Below are 17,993 nucleotides of genomic sequence, written 5' to 3'. Positions count from 1 at the left end.
TAATGTGAATCCAATAAAAACCGGTTTAAAGAAAAAAATTAAAGTTTTGATAGTGGATGATTCTTTGGTGTTTAGGGAACGCCTTGCACGGGGTTTGGCTCAAGATTCCGGCATTGAGGTTGTAGGAACGGCTCCTAATGCTTATGTGGCCAGGGATAAAATAATTAAACTGCGTCCGGATGTAATGACTCTCGACGTGGAAATGCCTGGAATGAGTGGAATTGAGTTTTTGAGGCGGCTTATGCCCCAATACCCTATACCGGTAGTGGTGGTAAGTGCTGTAAGTAAAAATGTATTTGACGCTTTAAATGCTGGCGCTGTTGATTTTATTACAAAACCGGATTTGAGAAAGCAAATAAGCAGTGACTTTTTTATAAATGAGTTAATTGTAAAAATAAAAATTGCTTCAACGGCAAAGGTGGGACACTGGAAAAAGGACATTTCACAGGGAGATATTTTAAGAAGTTCAAAAGGAGACATCAAAACAAAAGGAGACATAAAAAATAAAATTATAGCAATAGGTGCTTCTACAGGGGGTACTGAAGCAATAGCAAAGATTATATCCACATTTACAAAGGACATGCCGGGTACCGTTATTGTACAGCATATGCCGGCTGTTTTTACAAAAATGTATGCAGACAGGTTAAATAACTCCTATCTGGTGGATGTGAAAGAAGCGGAAAATGGGGATAATGTTTATCCGGGCAGGGTTTTAATTGCTCCTGGTGAACATCATATGAGGCTTAAAAAAAGAGGAGATACTTATTATGTAGAGTGCTTCAGGGGTCAAAAGGTAAGTGGTCACTGTCCTTCCGTGGATGTATTGTTTTCTTCAGTTGCACAAGTGGCTGGCAAAGATGCTGTAGGTATTATTCTTACAGGTATGGGAAGTGATGGCTCGAAGGGTCTTTTGGAAATGAGGGAAAAAGGGGCAAGAACAATAGGACAGGATGAAAAAAGCTGCGTTGTTTATGGTATGCCTAAAATTGCCTATGAAATTGGTGCAGTTGAAAAACAGGTACCCTTAGACAAAATACCCCAGACTTTACAGAGGATATTGGAGGAATAAGGAGGCTTTTAATGGAGGAATGTTCACATATAAATAAGCTTATAAAAGAAACAGAAAGGTTAAAAATTACCCTGCAGAGTATTGGGGACGGGGTAATTACCACTGATTCTTCAGGCAATATCAGTATGATGAACAGGGCAGCAGAGAATTTGACAGGTTGGACGGCCGGTGAGGCAAAGGGAAAACCCATAGGTGAAGTTTTTGTAATAGTTAACAAAAGCACGGGTAAGCCCTTAGAAAGCCCCTTTACTTATGTATTGAAGGCTAAAAAGCCGGTGGGCTTAAAAAAACACACTGTACTCATTTCAAAAGACGGAAAGGAAAGCTATATTTCTGCAAACAGTGCACCAATTATAAACGATAAAAACCAAATAAGAGGCATTGTAGTTGTATTCAGGGATATAACCAGGATTATAAGGGCAGAAAGGGAACTTGCAAATGAAAAGAAAAATTTAAAATTAATATTTGATTCTGCTCCAATAGGAATGGTTATTGTAAATAAACACTACAAAATAATAAGGACAAATGACTCTTTGTTGGGATTTTCAAATATTGACGGAAGCAATATTATTAATAAAAAGCTTGGAGAAGGGATGTGCTGTGCTAACAGCAGCAAGTTTGACCAACATTTTAAAAACAAAGGAGAATGTAGGGATTGTAAAATTTTAAAAACCATTGATACCGTCTTTGAGACGGGAAAAGCCGTTTACGGGATTGAGGTGGAACAGGCATTTTTAATAAACTCCGAGAAAAAAAGACTGTGGCTTAGGTTAAATGCCGTCCCTTTGGTTTTAGACGGTGAAGAAGTGGTTTTGATTACATTTGACAATATTACCGGTAAAAAGAAAATGGAGTGGGAACTAAAGCGGGCGAAGGAAGAGGCGGAGGCAGCCAACAAGGCTAAAAGTGAATTTTTGGCAAATATGAGTCATGAAATCCGCACCCCTTTAAACGGGATTATAGGAATGACAAAGCTGACTTTGAACACAAACCTTGATGAAGAACAGAGGGAAAATATCAATATAATTAATTCCTGTGCTCATATGCTTTTAAATGTGATAAATGATATTTTGGATTATTCAAAAATAGAAGCCGGAAAAATGACTTTAGAAAGCATTCAGTTTAACATTACCGCTCTTTTAGATGAAGTGTGCAAAGCCCATATGGTAAAAGCAAAAGAAAAAGGTCTTGAATTTAGCTACAGGGTGGACAGGTACTTACCTCAAAATTTAGTTGGAGATCCTAATAAGCTTTCCCAGGTGCTGAATAATTTACTTTCTAACGCAGTAAAGTTTACAGATGTAGGAGAAGTTTCCATAACCGTTGATGTGATGGAGGTTTTTAAAAACAAAATTAAACTTAGATTTGCAGTTTCAGATACAGGTATCGGGATTTCAAAGGAGGATGTTAAAAAACTCTTTAAAAGCTTTAGCCAGGTGGACGGTTCTATTACCAGAAAATACGGTGGCACAGGTTTAGGGCTTGTAATTTCTAAAAGAATTGTTGAGATGATGGGTGGGGACATTTGGCTTGAGAGTGAGCCAGGCAGGGGAAGCACTTTTTATTTTACATGTGAGCTGATTAATGAAAATGGCAGAGAATTTAATGAGGAACGCTGTAAATATGACAATAAGGGTAAACTAAACAAAAAACTCAATGTACTTATTGTTGAAGATGATGAAGTGAATCAAAAGGTTTTATCAAAAGCCGTAAAATGTGAAGGGCATTTAGTTACTACTGCAAATAATGGGGTTGAGGCTTTAGATTTAATTAAAAGAAAAAAATTTGATTTGGTTTTAATGGATGTACAAATGCCTGAAATGGATGGTATAGAAACCACCAGGAAAATAAGGGAGATGGAAGAGGGAACTGAAAATCACGTTCCCATAATAGCAATTACTGCACATGCCTTAAAAGGTGACAGGGAAAAATTTTTACTTTCAGGAATGGACGGATATATAGCCAAACCTGTTAAATTTGAAGAGCTTTTTTCTACTATAAATGATATTTTCGGTGTAAAACAGCATGAGATTGTAAAAAGATATGAAGAAGATACAACTAAAGCCGAGGAAGATTATCAAGATGGAAAGATTAATCAGGACGGACAAGTCTATGAGAAGTATAAGCTAAAAAAAAGCTTTTTAGATAATAAGAGTATAGCTGATTATATAGAGGATTTAGAGAAAGCTCTTAAAAAAAGGGACAAAAAACAAATTGAAATAAATGCAGCAAAAATTAAAAATATAGCAAAAGAAAAAGAAGAAAAAAATATTTCTTTTAAGATACTGTTATTAGCGAGAAAAGGCAGCTACGATGAAATGCACCGGTACATAGATGAGCTGAAGAAATGGTTTTTAAACTAATTTTGCCGTCTAAATTTAAAGGGTTAAACCTATATAAATTCTAAAAAGAAAGGGGAAAATACCATGAGGATTCTTATTGCAGAAGACGATTTTGCCTGCCGGAAGTTTTTATACAAATTTCTTTCTTTATACGGGGACTGTGATATAACAATTGATGGAATTGAAGCTATAGATGCTTATATGATAGCTTTAGATGAAGAAAAGCCTTATGATTTAATTTGCTTAGACATTATGATGCCTAAAATGGATGGGAAGAAAGTTTTAAAGGCAATAAGGGATATAGAAAGACAAAGGGAAATTGAAGAATCCCGCAGGGTAAAAATAATAATGACCACTGCATTAAATGACACAACAAATGTATTTGACTCCTTTGAAAGCGGATGTGAGGCTTATGCAGCAAAGCCAATTGATACTGATAAGTTTATAAAGGTTATGGAAAGATTGGGTTTGATAAACAAAGAGGGATAAGGCAAATAATGCATTATCCCATTATACCTTTTTTAAAACTTTTCTGGTTAATTTTTTAAGGAAACTTCCGCTGTTTTTTTCACGCCACATTGCCAGGGATTTATCAACATTTTGGAAGTGCTTTTCCATTTTACATTCGAACTTCCGCATGTTGTTTTCCATACATGCCCCAAGTTCCAGTTTGGTTTTATAAATTTCAGTTGTAATATCCTCTTTGGCGCTTGTTACTGTAGTTGAAAAACTGTTTACAAGTTTTTCTCCGAAGTCCTGAAAAAATTTTTGAATTTCCAATGCATTATTTTTTTCATCTATAAGGGAAAGAGAATTAGTCTCCTTTTCCTCAAATTGCTGAGATATCATTTCTATTTCAGGCTTTAGTATTTTTTTTATGGCTTTAATTTCTAAACCCTCATCGCGCATGTTTTTTATCTGGTACATTATGTTGGCAAGGTCTGGAGTATAGTACCGCCTTCCCCTTTTATCCTTAGGAACATACATATTAAATTCCTTCTCATAATATCTTAAGGTATGATCTGTAACGCTAAGGCTTTGGCTTAATTCAGTAATGGTGTACCGGTCTTTTAATACTTCCATGAAACCCCTCCTATTGGCTGCATAAAATTTTGAAGCATAAAACAAATACTATAATAGCATTAATTAGAGAATTAAGCCATTATTTTCTCAATATTTCCTTGAGTCTTTCAATGTCGTAAGGCAGGGGAGCAGTGAGTTCTAAAGGTTTTTTATTAATTGGATGGGTAAAAACCACTTTCGATGAGTGAAGGGCTTGTCTTTCAATGAGTACACTGTCTTTTCCGGCAGCGTCTTTTGCGGCAATAATGGGTTGGTTTTTTGGAAATATTTCCTGGTTTTCTAAAGATACAGATGTATTTCCATAAAGGTTATCACCAAAAAGAGGGTGGCCAATAGCCTTACAGTGAACTCTTATTTGATGGGTCCTGCCGGTTTCAAGTACAAAGCTTAAAAAAGTAGCACTTTTGAGGTACTCAATAACTTTGTAATGGGTTATTGAAGGGTACCCGGAGGGTGAAATGCATCTTTCAATGGTACTGTAAGACTTCCTTGCTATTGGAAGGTCAATGGTTCCATGGGATTTTTCAACTAAACCATGTACTATTCCCTGATATTCTCTGTAAAATAAATTATCTTTCATCTGCCTTATCAAAAAATCCTGTGCAAATGAATTTTTGGCAAAAATAATTATGCCGGATGTATCCCGGTCTAATCTCATTACAGGTCTTATTTTAATTGTTAAGCCTTTTTTTAAAAAGTAATGTGAAAGGGCATTTCCCAAAGTGCCGCTAAGGTGGTTCCGTGTAGGATGAACAACCATGTCAGCAGGTTTGTTTAAAGCTATTAAAACATCATCCTCGTATATTATATCTATTGGAATGTCTTCGGGAATAACTCCTTCTGACGTCTCTTCAAAATTTATATCTACTTCTACAATATCATTTTCATTTACAACGGCATTTACAAACACAGGTTTACCATTGCATAAAATCCTGTTTTGGCATTTGAGTTTTCTTATTAAATTTTGAGAAAACATAAGTTTTTCTTTTAAAATATATTTAATTGTTTTGCCGGAAGACTCAGCTTCCACTTTGTATTTTAAAATCATTTTAATCACCGGTTTATAAACATTAGGGAAAATACCCCATTGGTTTTAGCTTAAGGTCAGATATGTTATAATGTTATTATAACAAAAAAACTTTAATTTTGAATTGTTGATATGAAAAAAAAGTTAATATATAATTAATAAGAGTTTTTAATTGGGGTTTTTTTATAAGAATTTTTATAAAGGACGGCATAAATTATTTAATTATGAGGGGATATAATATGTTATCTAAATTTCAGGAATACATAAAAAATGAATTTAAAGTTGATAAAAAGGTTTTGGATTTGGCTGCTTTAGCAGAAAAGCAGGCAGAAGATGAGTTTCACAGGATAGATGAGATAAAAGAGTACAACCAGCTGAAGGTTATAAAAGCCATGCAAAACAACTTCATAGACGATACACATTTTAACGGCACAACAGGATATGGCTATAACGATAAGGGAAGGGAAGCCTTAGAGTCTGTTTTTAAAGAGATTTTTGGTGCAGAGGATGCATTGGTAAGGCATCAGATAGTATCAGGAACCCATGCTTTGAGCATATGCCTTTACGGAAATTTAAGACCCGGGGAAGAAATGCTGTCCATAACAGGAAAGCCTTACGACACCCTTGAAGAGGTAATCGGGATAAGGGGAAAAGGCGGCGGTTCTTTAAAGGAATTTGGGGTTTCCTACAGGCAGGTGGATCTTTTAGAAGACGGGCGTATTGACTTTGATAAAGTTAAAGAGGCAATAAACGAAAAGACCAAACTTGTATTTTTGCAAAAATCCCGTGGTTATGCCTGGAGAAGGTCTTTAACCGTTGATGATATAGAAGAGGCAGTAAAGTTTGTAAAAAGCATAAAAAAAGATGTAGTTGTAATGGTGGACAACTGTTACGGGGAATTTGTTGAAAGCAAGGAACCCACTGAAGTCGGGGTGGATATTATGGCAGGTTCCCTTATAAAAAACCCGGGGGGAGGACTTGTCCCCGCAGGCGGCTACATAGCAGGCACAAAGGAAGCCGTTGAGAGGGCATCATACAGAATGACAGCGCCGGGACTGGGAAGGGAATTGGGGGCATCTTTAGGAAACAACAGACTTATGTTTCAAGGTTTATTTTTTGCACCCCATGTTGTTGCAGAAAGTTTAAAAGGAGCAATATTTTGTGCTTCATTAATGAACATTTTAGGTTTTAAAGTAAGCCCCGGACCTGACGAGAAAAGAGGGGATATAATCCAGGCTGTGGAGTTTGGGAATTCGGAGGCTTTAATTGCCTTTTGCCAGGGAATTCAAAAGGGTTCACCGGTGGATTCCTATGTGCTACCTGAGCCGTGGGAAATGCCGGGTTATGACTGTCCGGTAATAATGGCGGCGGGGGCGTTTATCCAAGGCTCTTCCATTGAACTTAGTGCAGATGCGCCAATAAAACCGCCTTATGCTGTTTTTATGCAGGGAGGTCTGGTTTATGAGCATGTGAAGCTGGCAGTCATTATTGCACTTCAAAAGATGATGGAAAAGGGATTGGTGGATTGCTAGGAGGATAAAAATGAAAAACACCAAAAATACCAAAGATAAAAAAAGCCGGCGGAAGATACTTTTAAGGAATGTTTTCCTTGTTTTGTTTTTGATTCTATATATTCCCTCTCTTGTATCCTGGATTTATGGAAATAATGTAAGCACTGAGTTTATAAGAGAGGGAGAAATTGAAAGTTCTATTAATACAAATGCTTATATTGTAAGGGATGAAATAGTTATCACTTCCCCTGCTGAAGGAAAGTGTATCAGGGAAAAAAGTGAGGGGGAAAGGGTTTCGGTTAACTCCAGGATTGCCACAATAGTGGATAATGCTTCCCTAGAGCTTTTAAATGAATTAAGAAATTTAGATTTAAAAATAATAGAAGCAAAGAGAAAAGAAAGCGAAAAAAGCAATTTATTTTCAAGGGATTTAACCAAAATAGAAAAAATGATTGATGAAAGGCTTATTGACTTAGTGGACTGCATAAATAAAAACAATTTTTCTCTAATTAGCGGTATAAAAGATGAGGTGGATGAGCTAATACTAAAACAGGCTACAATTATCGGTGGGTACGGTGAAAAATCTTCCCATATCCGGTCTTTAGAAATTGAAAGAGATGCCCTGCAAAGTCAAGTTATGAAAAATACAGTGGATATCATTTCAAAACACACAGGAACGGTATCTTATGTAGTTGACGGGTATGAAAACATGTTGACGGAAGATGTAATTGAAAAGCTTACGGTAAAGGATTTAGAAAACATAAAGGTAAGGGAAAGGCAAAAAAATCATGATGATTTAACGGTGTATCTAAATGAGCCTCTTATAAAAATAATAAAGGGTATAGACTACCATATTGTTTTTCCGTTAGACAAAGATGAGGCTGCAAATTTTAATACAGGGGATAAAGTGGAGGTCAGGATAAATGACATAGACAAGATAGTTGATGGGACGATTAGTTATATATCAGAGGGAATGGACGGAAAGTGCATTGTTTCTGTGAATGTAGATAGAAATTTAAAAGAAACTGCATCTTTAAGGAATATAAATATAGATTTAATAAAGGAAAGACATTCAGGGTTTATTGTTCCTTTAGAAAGCCTTGTAAATATCAATGAAAAAAATAAAACTGCAGAAATAATTATAGTGAGGGCAAACCGTGCCAGATTTGTTCCTGTTGTCATTAAAGGTAGGGACGAAAAGTTTGTAGTTATAGAAAATGTGGAAGGGGAAACTTCCACAGGCTGGAAAGTCCAGCGGTATGTACCTTATGTTTTAAATCCAAAAAATATAGAGGAAGGACAGATGATAGAACAATGAATAGGGAGTTTGATTATTTAAGGGGAAATCTTGAAATTATAATGTCTAAAATTGAAAGAGCAGCTTTAAAAAGCGGGAGAAAAGCTGATGATATTCAAATTATTGCAGTTACTAAAACTGTAGAACCTGAAAAAATATCTGCCATAATAGATGAAGGTATAACAGAATTAGGTGAAAATAGGGTTCAGGAACTTGTTAAAAAGTACGATATAATAGATAAGAAATGTAACTGGCATCATATAGGACATCTTCAAACCAATAAAGTAAAATACATAGTGGATAAAGTAAAGCTGATACATTCAGTTGACAGGCTAAGTTTAGCTTTGGAAATTCAAAAGCGGGCAGAAAAAATCAACAGGATTGTAGATGTTCTTATACAAGTGAATGTTTCTAAGGAAGAGAGTAAATTTGGTGTTTATGAAGAAGAGCTTTTTGAACTTTTAGAAAAGGTAAATAAGCTTGGGAATATAAGGGTTAGAGGACTTATGACAATGGCTCCTTATGATGAAAATCCTGAGAATGTACGTCATGTATTTGCAAAACTTAGGGATTTATCTATTGACATTCAGAGCAAAACACTTGATAATGTAAGTATGGAGTTTTTATCCATGGGAATGAGTAATGATTTTGAAGTGGCCATCGAAGAAGGTTCTAACATGGTAAGGATAGGTTCGGCATTGTTTGGCGAAAGAGTTTAATTTTAGACTCTTTTAAACATACAAATTTAAACACACATAAGTTACAAAACACAAAAATTACAAAAGATAAAAGGAGGTAACTAAAATGTCAAGTTTAGTTAACAAAGTACTGAATTTTGTTGGATGGGAAACAGAAGATGAAGAGGAATTTGAAGAAATTGAAGAGCAGGAAGAAGTAAAGGATGAGATTGAAAGACCTCAGTTTATGCAGTCTTTAAACAGGAAAACTCAGAATAAAATAGTAAATATTCATTCTACATCACAGTTTAAAGTTGTGGTTTTGCAGCCTGAGAAATTTGAAGACGCAAAGGATGTATGTGACCATTTAAAAAATAAAAAACCTATTGTTGTGAATTTAAGCAGTGTGCAAAAGGAGCTTGCCCAGAGGATAGTTGACTTTTTAAGTGGTTCTGTTTACGGACTTGACGGGAATATACAAAAAGTATCCAATGATATATTTATTGTAGCACCTCATAATGTGGATATTATGAATTATGTAAAAGAAGATATCACAGGAAAAGCAACTTTCCCATGGTCTAAGTAATGGGAGGTCTTAAATGCTTCATATATTAGTAAGGGCAATTATTTTGCTGCTTGATATATTGATAATGGTTATAGCTGCACGTGCTATATCTTCTTGGCTTCCAATTTCAAAAGAAGGTGCTTTTTTTAGAATACTTTATCAAATTACAGACCCTTTAATTTTGCCAATTAGAAAACAGATGCAAAAAACATCTTTTGGGCAAAATATGACGCTGGATTTTTCTCCTGCAATAGCAATACTAATTATTTATATTTTAAAAAACTTAGTGCTATATATATTATAAAATTAAAAATTATAAATTTTAAATTTTGATGCATTATTGCCATTAATGAGAATTATCTTTATTTAAAAACTTATAAAGGGCAGAAAGAGCAATTGCTGTTTTTCTGTCCTAAGTTTATGCCAATAAAACATTAAACCAGGTATTAAAAGAGAAAAAAATGGATATATTTAAAATGGATGTGTATTAGCATAAAAATGGATTTTATATATTAAAACTGTATATTAAAGAAAGATATGTATTTCACAAAAGAAATTTATATAATGAGGTGCTTTATATGAATTATACCCCTGAAGAATTGCAGAATTTAGTTTTTAAAAAAAGTGTAGTTGGCGGCTATAATGAGGATATGGTTAATGACGTATTAGATAAAATAATAGAAGACTATACAAATTACATACGTGAAAATATTGAGTTAAAAGACAAAATAGCAGCTTTAAATGAAGCTTTGCAGTACTATAAAAATATTGAAGATTCATTAAAAAAAACATTGATGGTGGCTCAAAAAACCAGTGAAGAAATGGAGAAAAACAGCTATCAAAAATCAGAAAATATAATCAAAGAAGCGGAAATTAAAGCCCAGGAAATAATAAATGAGGCAAAGCAGGAAGCTTTAAGAATCAGGCATGAGTATGAAGAAATGAAGAAAAAGTTCCGTGCTTATAAAAGTAAAGCTGAGGCACTTTTAATTTCCCAACAGGAAATTTTGCGCTCCATGGTGGAAGATGAGGAAACAGGCAGTTGATATAATTCCGTTATAGTATTGTTGCACGTAGGATGTATACAAAATATAAGCCATGACTGTAAACATGCGGATAATTAAATTTACAGTCATGGCCGTAAGTTGTACTATATTAGTTGTACTATATTAATTCATATACTGTTAGTTCATAAACTGGGATCTTACTTGCATAATTTCACTTGGTTCAGCTTTTTGAGCCGCATGATAAAATCCTTTTTGTTCTGCCAGCTTGTACAAGTCATACTGAAATGTTTCACAATTATTTCTAATTTGCTGTAAAGTTTGTCTTAACTGTGGGTTAGAAGACTCAGATATTGCATGGGCGTATGTTGTTAAACTGCTTTTTAATTGATTTAATAGGTCATTTACCATTTCTTTTTCTTGCATTTTCAATCCTCCTTATCCTAAAAACGTCATTAATTGATTTTTGGTATTTTGGGCATCCTGAGCAGATTGTTGGAATACCTGTCTTATTTGTGGATCCTGGCATTGAGTAGCATACTCAGATAATTTTTTGTAAGCTACTTCATGAGAACCAATTAGATGTCTTAAATTTTGCAGTTCAATTTGATTTAATTGTGTCATACAAAACACTCCTTTCTTTTTATTCACACTTATTTTTAGTCAAAACATATAAAAATATACAAACAGATTAAATAAATATAACAACAAGGAGGTAAATATACCATGCTAAATAGAACAAATTAGCTATAAAGTACATTGATTTTTTAAAAATATAATATATAATATAATAATACTTAAAAAAATTATGGGAGTTTATGGCCGATGAAAGAAAGGGGAAAACTTAAATATTTTGGGCATATACCTTCAAGGCTTGATGTTGGCATGGTTCTTACCAGGCTTGGGTACAGAAAAACCACCACCGTTATAAGTGAAGAATACAGAAAAAAAATAGATGCAATGATTGAGGAAGGCCTTACACTGTGTAATATCCAAGGTGTCTATGGAAGGTATGAAATAAAATCCCATGAGGAAAACGGAATAAGAATTTTTGATGATATATTTTTAGAAAGTAAAAGTCTTTCAAAGCTTTTACAAAACAGCTTAGAAGTTGTATTTATGGCAACTACGGCAGGAAGCAGCATAATAGAAAGAATACAGCAGGAAATAAAAAATGAAAACGGGGATTTTGCATTAATACTTGACTCTTTAGCATCTCAAATTGTAGATGCCGGGCTTGACTTTATGGTGGAGTTTATTAATAAAGAAATAAGAAGAGAGGGTAAAAAACTTACCCAAAAAAGATACAGCCCTGGATACGGGGATCTTTTACTTACTAATCAAAAAATAATATACGATATTTTAAATTTAAAAAAACTTAGGATAGAGCTTACGGAAAGTTACATGCTTGTTCCGGAAAAATCTGTTATAGCCATTGCAGGAATAGAGGGGATTGAGTAATATGGGAAAAGTGTCATTTAGGGATTTTATCAAAAACAATATAGTTATTTTAGACGGTGCCACAGGAACTGAGCTTCAAAAAAGGGGTATGCCTTTAGGGGTTTCTCCCGAAAAGTGGGCACTGGAAAATCCTAAAATTTTAATGGATATTCAAAAAAGCTACATACAAGCAGGTTCTAATGTTGTGTACACCTGCACCTTTGGCGGGAACAGATTAAAACTTGCTGAGTTTGGATTAGAAGACAAGGTAGTGGAAATAAACAGGGAATTGGCTAAAATTTCAAAGGAGGCAGCAGGGGACAGTGCGTATGTTGCAGGGGATATTTCGGCAACAGGTCAGTTTATAGAGCCCTTTGGGGACATGCCCTTTGAAGAAGCCGTTGAAATATACAAAGAACAGGTAAAAGGGCTTTTAGATGGCGGAGTGGACTTATTTATAATTGAAACAATGGTTGACATCCAGGAGGCAAGGGCGGCTCTTATAGCCGTTAAGGAAAGCTGCAATTTGCCTGTATGTGTCAGCATGACATTTGATGAAAGCAAAAGAACTTTAACGGGAACAGACCCCATAACCGCCCTTATAACCCTTCAAAGCCTTGGGGCGGATGTTGTGGGATGCAACTGTTCAACAGGTCCTGAAGATATGATAGAAGTTATAAAGGAAATGAAGGCATATGCAAAAGTGCCCCTTTTGGCAAAGCCTAATGCCGGTCTTCCAAGGCTTGTAAACGGAAAGACGGAGTTTGACATGGACGCATTGGAATTTTCATCATATGTGAAAGATTTAGTAGAAGCAGGTGTTAACCTTTTAGGGGGCTGCTGCGGCACATCACCCCTATATATAGAAAAAATTAAAGAAAATGCTAAAAACCTTAAACCAAAGGCACCTTGCCCTAAAAAAGTAAGCTGTGTTACATCAGCCAGAAAAACGGTTTTTTCAGGATTTGATGAACCGGTTATTGTGGTAGGGGAAAGGATAAACCCCACAGGAAAGAAGAAGCTTCAGGAAGAGCTTAAAGAGGGGAAGAAAAGCGAAATCAGAAGGTTTGCATTTGAACAGGTTGAAAAGGGTGCAGATATACTTGATGTAAATGTGGGTATGCCGGGAATAGATGAAAAGAAAACCATGGTTGAAACCCTCCAGTTTCTTTCAACTATTGTTGAAGCACCCCTTTGTATTGACTCCTCTTCTTATGAGGTTATAGAGGCGGCACTTAGAGTATACCCCGGAAGGGCCATAATTAACTCTATTTCCGCTGAAAAGAAAAAGATAGAAAAGCTGCTTCCCATAGCTGCCAAATACGGTGCTATGTTTATTCTCCTTCCTTTAAACGATGAAGGAGTGCCTGAGGCTTCTCAAGAAAGATGTAAGATAATTGAGTATGTTTATAAAAGGGCATTGGAATATTGTTTTGAAAAAGAAGATATAATAGTTGACGGCCTTGTTATGACGGTGTCATCAGACCAGAATGCTGCTTTAGAGACGCTGAAGGTAATAGAATGGTGCAGAAATGAATTTGGCATAGGTTCAATTTTAGGTCTTTCCAATGTATCCTTTGGACTTCCGGAAAGAAACTGGATTAATACCGCCTTTCTTTCCATGGCAATAGGAAGAGGTCTTACAATGGCTATAGCAAATCCTTCAAGTGAAATATTAATGAGTATAAAAATGGCCTGTGATGTCCTTATGGTAAAGGACAAAAACAGTGCTAAGTATATAGAAAAGTTTGGCGGCAAAAAAAGTACAAAGGAAAAGGCTGTAGAAAAAGCAGAAGAAAAACCACATTTAAGTACATTGGATAAAATATATAATGCTGTGCTTACAGGGGACAGGGAAAACATAAAAGAACTTATTGATGCTGCAATAAAAGAAGGAAATGAGCCTTCAAAAATAGTTGATGATTATTTAATTCCTGCAATAACAAAAGTGGGGGATTTATACGATAAAAGAGAATATTTTCTTCCACAGCTTATTCAAAGTGCCCAGACAATGAAGGAGGCATTTGGTATTGTAGAGCCCCTTCTTATAAAAGGTGATAGAAAGGAAAATAAAAAATGTGTGGTGCTTGCAACGGTTAAAGGGGATATACACGATATAGGAAAGAACATTGTGGGCCTTATGCTTAGAAACTACGGCTTTAAAGTAATTGATTTGGGAAAGGATGTAATGAGTGAAAAGATAGTTGAGACAGCAAAAAGAGAAAATGCTCACATTATAGGACTTTCTGCCCTCATGACAACCACCATGGTGGAAATGAGGGAAGTTGTAAAACTTGCTAAAAAAGAAGGGGTAAAGGCAAAAATAATGATTGGCGGGGCTGTTGTAGACTCTGATTATGCAAAAGAAATCGGGGCAGACGGGTATTCAGAAGATGCATATGCTGCAGTAAAACTTGCGGAAAAACTTTCAGCTTTTTAAAAAAGTTTATTTTCTATGAAAATTATTCTTGACACTATATGTTGTGTGTGGTATAATTTCCACATCAAGATATAGTGTTTTATTTTTGATGTCTTGAATAATTAATTTTCTAAAATTCATTTCTGGTAACTATTATACAAGAGAAGGAGATGCCTCAATGATTACAAAAATAATAAAAAGAGATGGAAGATATGAGAAGTTTCAGCCTGAAAAAATAACCTGGGCGATTTTTAAAGCTGCCAACGCCTGTGGAGGAAATGATTTTTCTTTAGCGGAAAATTTAAGCAGGCAGGTTGTAAAAATGGCAGAGGAGATTTATAAGGACAGGGAGCCTGAAGTGGAAGAAATTCAGGACATTGTTGAAAAGGTATTGATTGAAAACGGTCATGCCAAAACAGCCAAAGCATACATATTGTACAGGGAAAAAAGAAGAAGTGCCCGCAATTTAAATGCTTTGGTGGGTGCCACAATAGAAATGTTTTCAAATTATCTTGGAGACAGGGATTGGTATATCCAGGAAAATGCAAACACTCAAAAGAGCATCAACGGTTTAAATAATTACGTCAGGGAAAGCTTTACTAAAAAGTACTGGCTTCATGAAATTTATCCTGCAGAAGTAAGGGAAGCCCATGAAAGCGGGGAATGCCACATACATGATTTGGGTTTTTTTGGTCCATATTGTGCCGGCTGGGATTTAAGGCAGCTTCTTTTAGATGGTTTTGGCGGCGTATATGGCAAAGTTGAAAGTAAGCCGGCAAAGCATCTAAGGTCTTTTTTGGGGCAAATAGTAAACTCCACTTTTACAACCCAGGGGGAGACGGCAGGGGCTCAGGCCTGGTCAAGTATTGACACATATTGTGCTCCCTTTATACGTTACGATAATATGACATATGAGCAGGTTAAGCAGTGTATCCAGGAATTTATTTTCAATATAAATGTACCTACAAGGGTAGGGTTCCAGTGCCCTTTTTCCAACCTTACATTTGACATTAAAGTGCCTTCCACATTAAAAGACCATCCTGTGATAATAGGCGGCAAATACATGGATGAAACATACGGTGATTTTCAAGAGGAAATGGATATGTTCAACAAGGCTTTTTGCAGCGTTATGCTTGAAGGGGATGCAAAAGGCAGGGTGTTTACATTTCCAATACCCACTATAAATATAACAAAGGATTTTGATTGGGATAATCCTGTAGTGGATGAGTTTATGAAAATAACCTGTAAGTACGGTATTCCTTACTTTGCCAACTATGTAAATTCAGATTTGTCACCTGAAGATGCGGTATCAATGTGCTGCCGTTTACGCCTTGATACAACTGAACTTCGCAAAAGAGGAGGAGGTCTTTTTGGAAGCAATCCTCTGACAGGTTCTATAGGAGTATTTACAATAAACTTACCTAGAATTGGGTATCTTTCCAAATCTAAAAGCGAGTTTAAAGCAAGGCTTTGGAGAATCGCCAATATAGGCAAGACATCTCTTGAAATAAAGAGAAAAATAATTGAGCAGCAGTCAGAAAAAGGTCTTTATCCTTATTCAACCCACTTTTTAAGAAACATAAAGGAAAGAACCAATGAGTATTGGTACAATCATTTCAGCACCATAGGAATAGTTGGTATGAATGAGGCGCTATTAAATTTCATGGGTAAAGACATAGGTACCAAAGAGGGCTTGGAGTTTGCAACGGAAATTATGAATTACTTAAGGGATATTCTGATTGATTTTCAAAATGAAACAGGGCATTTTTATAATCTTGAAGCAACTCCGGCAGAGAGTACTTCCTACAGGCTGGCAAAGCTTGATAAAGAAAGATATCCAGATATTATAACTGCAGGGTATGATGTGCCATACTATACCAATTCTTCACAGCTTCCTGTAGATTACACTGACGATATTTTTGAAGTGATAGAGCTTCAGGACGAACTGCAGTCACTGTATACAGGTGGGACAGTACAGCACCTTTATTTAGGGGAAAGCATAGAGGATATTGAGGTATGTAAAAATTTAATTAAAAAAGTGTTTACAAACTACAAAATGCCTTATATCTCCATTACACCTACATTCAGCATCTGTAAAAACCATGGATATTTAAAGGGAGAGCAGTTTAAGTGCCCTGTATGCAATGAGGAAACTGAAGTGTGGTCCAGAGTAACCGGGTATTTAAGACCTGTAAAAAACTATAACATAGGCAAAAAAGAGGAATATTTTACAAGGAAAAAGTTTATACTTAAGGAGAAGGTGTCATGAAAATAAAAGCTTTAGAAAAAAACTCATTTGTAGACTATCCCGGTCATTTGTCCTGTGTTGTTTTTACCCAGGGATGCAATATGAATTGTTTTTACTGCCACAACAAGCCTTTAATAAGCAATGAAGAGGTTAAAGATGGCATTGGCTGTGAGGAAGTTTTGGACTTTCTTTCAAAAAGGCAAAAATTTATAGATGCAGTTGTTATAAGTGGCGGTGAACCTACACTGCAAAACGGACTTGAGGATTTTACAAGGGATGTAAGGAAAATGGGTTTTAAGGTAAAGCTTGACACCAATGGCACTAATCCTGAAGTAGTTGAAAATCTTATATCCAAAAAACTTGTTGACTATGTGGCCATGGACATAAAAGCTCCTCTTAAGAGGTATGAGGAATTTTGCAAAGTTAAGACAGATATTAATTGTATAAAAAAAAGTATAGCTATTTTAATGGAGGGTGCTGTGGATTATGAATTCAGGACTACCCTTGCCCCGGGGCTTGGTGTAGCTGATATTCTGGATATATCTGAAGAAATAAAAGGTGCCAAATCATATATAATTCAAAGGTGCAGGATGCCTGACGGTGCCTGGTTTAATCCTGCACCTTTTACTGATGCTATAAAAAGCATTAGTAAAACAGTTAAAAACATTGGTATGAGGGGAATTGAAATTAGTGCCTGAATTAAAAGCCAGGCACATTATTTTGAGGTGATTTTTTTGGAGGAAGTTACAATTTATACAGACGGGGCTTGTCTGGACAATCCCAATGGTCCCGGCGGGTACGGGGCGGTTTTGTTACATGAGAAAAATGGAAAAGTCTACAAAAAAGAACTATCCGGAGGTTTTAAAAACACAACCAATAACAGAATGGAGTTAATGGCAGTAATTGTTGCATTGGAAGCATTAAAAAGGCCTTGTAATGTAAAGGTATACTCTGATTCTAAGTATATTGTTGATGCCATTAACTTAGGCTGGGTGGACAAGTGGAAAAAGTTTGACTGGCATAGAAGTGCAAGTAGAAAGTCAAAGGTAAAAAATATAGATTTGTGGAAAAGGCTGCTTAATGCCATGGACTCTCACAATGTGCAATTCGAATGGGTGAAAGGACATGCGGGCATTGACTTAAATGAAAGATGTGATGAGCTTGCCACAAAAGCTGCAGAGGGTAAAAATTTGCCGGAGGATGTAAGACCTGAAGAGGAGGAAGAACAAGAACAGATAAAAATGGATATATAATAGGCAGGGGAAGCATTTCTCTTAAAAAGCTTCCCCATAATTTTTCTCATATTCCCTT

The 17,993-nt window shown here is 35.7% G+C and carries 18 protein-coding genes; 14 read left to right on the top strand and 4 right to left on the bottom strand.

All coding sequences use genetic code 11. From position 1 onward, the window contains the following. Positions 1-4: 4 nt before the first annotated feature. The 3 genes from HVS_RS09675 (at position 5) to HVS_RS09665 (ending at position 3,900) form a co-directional block, all read left to right on the top strand. On the top strand, positions 5-1,069 hold the full coding sequence (locus HVS_RS09675; protein WP_423230867.1) for a protein-glutamate methylesterase/protein-glutamine glutaminase: 1,065 nt from the start codon (positions 5-7) through the stop codon (positions 1,067-1,069). Between the two features lie 11 nt (positions 1,070-1,080). Next, positions 1,081-3,432, top strand: a complete 2,352-nt coding sequence (locus HVS_RS09670) for a PAS domain-containing hybrid sensor histidine kinase/response regulator (RefSeq protein ID WP_101301736.1) — start codon at positions 1,081-1,083, stop codon at positions 3,430-3,432. A gap of 63 nt (positions 3,433-3,495) precedes the next feature. Beyond that, on the top strand, positions 3,496-3,900 hold the full coding sequence (locus HVS_RS09665) for a response regulator (RefSeq protein WP_101301734.1): 405 nt from the start codon (positions 3,496-3,498) through the stop codon (positions 3,898-3,900). Positions 3,901-3,921: 21 nt separating this feature from the next. Here the strand turns inward: HVS_RS09665 and HVS_RS09660 are convergent, their stop codons facing one another. Continuing rightward, entirely contained in the window at positions 3,922-4,494 is a 573-nt protein-coding gene (locus HVS_RS09660; RefSeq protein ID WP_101301731.1) for a MerR family transcriptional regulator, read from the bottom strand. A gap of 79 nt (positions 4,495-4,573) precedes the next feature. Beyond that, positions 4,574-5,542, bottom strand: a complete 969-nt coding sequence (locus HVS_RS09655) for an RluA family pseudouridine synthase (RefSeq protein WP_101301729.1) — start codon at positions 5,540-5,542, stop codon at positions 4,574-4,576. Positions 5,543-5,760: 218 nt separating this feature from the next. On the opposite strand from HVS_RS09655, the gene HVS_RS09650 reads away from it, so the two are divergent. From HVS_RS09650 to HVS_RS09625, 6 genes are all read left to right on the top strand, one after another. Beyond that, the gene (locus tag HVS_RS09650) at positions 5,761-7,053 is read left to right on the top strand and encodes a methionine gamma-lyase family protein (RefSeq protein WP_101301727.1); all 1,293 of its coding nucleotides are present in this window, start codon (positions 5,761-5,763) and stop codon (positions 7,051-7,053) included. A 10-nt stretch (positions 7,054-7,063) separates the two neighbouring features. Further along, the gene (locus HVS_RS09645) at positions 7,064-8,350 is read left to right on the top strand and encodes a biotin/lipoyl attachment domain-containing protein (RefSeq protein ID WP_101301725.1); all 1,287 of its coding nucleotides are present in this window, start codon (positions 7,064-7,066) and stop codon (positions 8,348-8,350) included. Next, on the top strand, positions 8,347-9,048 hold the full coding sequence (locus HVS_RS09640) for a YggS family pyridoxal phosphate-dependent enzyme (protein ID WP_101301723.1): 702 nt from the start codon (positions 8,347-8,349) through the stop codon (positions 9,046-9,048). Before HVS_RS09645 ends, HVS_RS09640 begins: the two co-directional genes overlap by 4 nt. Positions 9,049-9,133: 85 nt before the next feature. Next, positions 9,134-9,592, top strand: a complete 459-nt coding sequence (locus HVS_RS09635; protein ID WP_101301720.1) for a cell division protein SepF — start codon at positions 9,134-9,136, stop codon at positions 9,590-9,592. A gap of 13 nt (positions 9,593-9,605) precedes the next feature. Then, positions 9,606-9,875 (top strand): YggT family protein, encoded by a 270-nt coding sequence (locus tag HVS_RS09630; protein WP_101301718.1) that lies wholly within the window; start codon positions 9,606-9,608, stop codon positions 9,873-9,875. Between the two features lie 274 nt (positions 9,876-10,149). Beyond that, complete coding sequence (locus HVS_RS09625) at positions 10,150-10,617, top strand: DivIVA domain-containing protein (RefSeq protein WP_101301716.1); 468 nt, start codon at positions 10,150-10,152, stop codon at positions 10,615-10,617. A gap of 138 nt (positions 10,618-10,755) precedes the next feature. On the opposite strand, the gene HVS_RS09620 is transcribed toward HVS_RS09625, so the two are convergent. Both HVS_RS09620 and HVS_RS09615 read right to left on the bottom strand, forming a co-directional pair. Continuing rightward, positions 10,756-11,001, bottom strand: a complete 246-nt coding sequence (locus tag HVS_RS09620) for a spore coat protein (protein WP_101301714.1) — start codon at positions 10,999-11,001, stop codon at positions 10,756-10,758. 12 nt (positions 11,002-11,013) lie between these two features. After that, positions 11,014-11,199, bottom strand: coding sequence for a spore coat protein (locus HVS_RS09615; RefSeq protein ID WP_101301712.1), 186 nt, complete (start codon positions 11,197-11,199; stop codon positions 11,014-11,016). Positions 11,200-11,400: 201 nt separating this feature from the next. Here HVS_RS09615 and HVS_RS09610 point away from each other — a divergent pair, with 201 nt between their 5' ends. From HVS_RS09610 to rnhA, 5 genes are all read left to right on the top strand, one after another. Beyond that, complete coding sequence (locus HVS_RS09610) at positions 11,401-12,036, top strand: vitamin B12 dependent-methionine synthase activation domain-containing protein (RefSeq protein WP_101301710.1); 636 nt, start codon at positions 11,401-11,403, stop codon at positions 12,034-12,036. Between the two features lies 1 nt (position 12,037). Then, the gene (locus tag HVS_RS09605) at positions 12,038-14,455 is read left to right on the top strand and encodes a homocysteine S-methyltransferase family protein (RefSeq protein ID WP_101301707.1); all 2,418 of its coding nucleotides are present in this window, start codon (positions 12,038-12,040) and stop codon (positions 14,453-14,455) included. A gap of 157 nt (positions 14,456-14,612) precedes the next feature. Beyond that, positions 14,613-16,703 (top strand): ribonucleoside triphosphate reductase, encoded by a 2,091-nt coding sequence (locus tag HVS_RS09600; protein ID WP_101301704.1) that lies wholly within the window; start codon positions 14,613-14,615, stop codon positions 16,701-16,703. Beyond that, positions 16,700-17,380 (top strand): anaerobic ribonucleoside-triphosphate reductase activating protein, encoded by a 681-nt coding sequence (locus HVS_RS09595; RefSeq protein ID WP_101301701.1) that lies wholly within the window; start codon positions 16,700-16,702, stop codon positions 17,378-17,380. Before HVS_RS09600 ends, HVS_RS09595 begins: the two co-directional genes overlap by 4 nt. Before the next feature lie 36 nt (positions 17,381-17,416). After that, positions 17,417-17,935, top strand: coding sequence for a ribonuclease HI (gene rnhA, locus HVS_RS09590; protein ID WP_101301694.1), 519 nt, complete (start codon positions 17,417-17,419; stop codon positions 17,933-17,935). Positions 17,936-17,993 lie beyond the last annotated feature (58 nt).

Origin of the sequence: Acetivibrio saccincola (assembly GCF_002844395.1) — a bacterium.
In the GTDB taxonomy this organism is placed as follows: Bacteria; Bacillota; Clostridia; order Acetivibrionales; family Acetivibrionaceae; genus Herbivorax; species Herbivorax saccincola.
This window is presented reverse-complemented; position numbering and strand designations above follow the sequence as displayed.

Bases quoted from the DNA above. Each gene is read 5' to 3' on its own strand.
- HVS_RS09670 (WP_101301736.1), top strand. From the start codon at position 1,081: ATGGAGGAATGTTCACATATAAATAAGCTTATAAAAGAAACAGAAAGG.
- HVS_RS09665 (WP_101301734.1), top strand. From the start codon at position 3,496: ATGAGGATTCTTATTGCAGAAGACGATTTTGCCTGCCGGAAGTTTTTA.
- HVS_RS09660 (WP_101301731.1), bottom strand. From the start codon at position 4,494: ATGGAAGTATTAAAAGACCGGTACACCATTACTGAATTAAGCCAAAGC.
- HVS_RS09655 (WP_101301729.1), bottom strand. From the start codon at position 5,542: ATGATTTTAAAATACAAAGTGGAAGCTGAGTCTTCCGGCAAAACAATT.
- HVS_RS09650 (WP_101301727.1), top strand. From the start codon at position 5,761: ATGTTATCTAAATTTCAGGAATACATAAAAAATGAATTTAAAGTTGAT.
- HVS_RS09645 (WP_101301725.1), top strand. From the start codon at position 7,064: ATGAAAAACACCAAAAATACCAAAGATAAAAAAAGCCGGCGGAAGATA.
- HVS_RS09640 (WP_101301723.1), top strand. From the start codon at position 8,347: ATGAATAGGGAGTTTGATTATTTAAGGGGAAATCTTGAAATTATAATG.
- HVS_RS09635 (WP_101301720.1), top strand. From the start codon at position 9,134: ATGTCAAGTTTAGTTAACAAAGTACTGAATTTTGTTGGATGGGAAACA.
- HVS_RS09630 (WP_101301718.1), top strand. From the start codon at position 9,606: ATGCTTCATATATTAGTAAGGGCAATTATTTTGCTGCTTGATATATTG.
- HVS_RS09625 (WP_101301716.1), top strand. From the start codon at position 10,150: ATGAATTATACCCCTGAAGAATTGCAGAATTTAGTTTTTAAAAAAAGT.
- HVS_RS09620 (WP_101301714.1), bottom strand. From the start codon at position 11,001: ATGCAAGAAAAAGAAATGGTAAATGACCTATTAAATCAATTAAAAAGC.
- HVS_RS09615 (WP_101301712.1), bottom strand. From the start codon at position 11,199: ATGACACAATTAAATCAAATTGAACTGCAAAATTTAAGACATCTAATT.
- HVS_RS09610 (WP_101301710.1), top strand. From the start codon at position 11,401: ATGAAAGAAAGGGGAAAACTTAAATATTTTGGGCATATACCTTCAAGG.
- HVS_RS09605 (WP_101301707.1), top strand. From the start codon at position 12,038: ATGGGAAAAGTGTCATTTAGGGATTTTATCAAAAACAATATAGTTATT.
- HVS_RS09600 (WP_101301704.1), top strand. From the start codon at position 14,613: ATGATTACAAAAATAATAAAAAGAGATGGAAGATATGAGAAGTTTCAG.
- HVS_RS09595 (WP_101301701.1), top strand. From the start codon at position 16,700: ATGAAAATAAAAGCTTTAGAAAAAAACTCATTTGTAGACTATCCCGGT.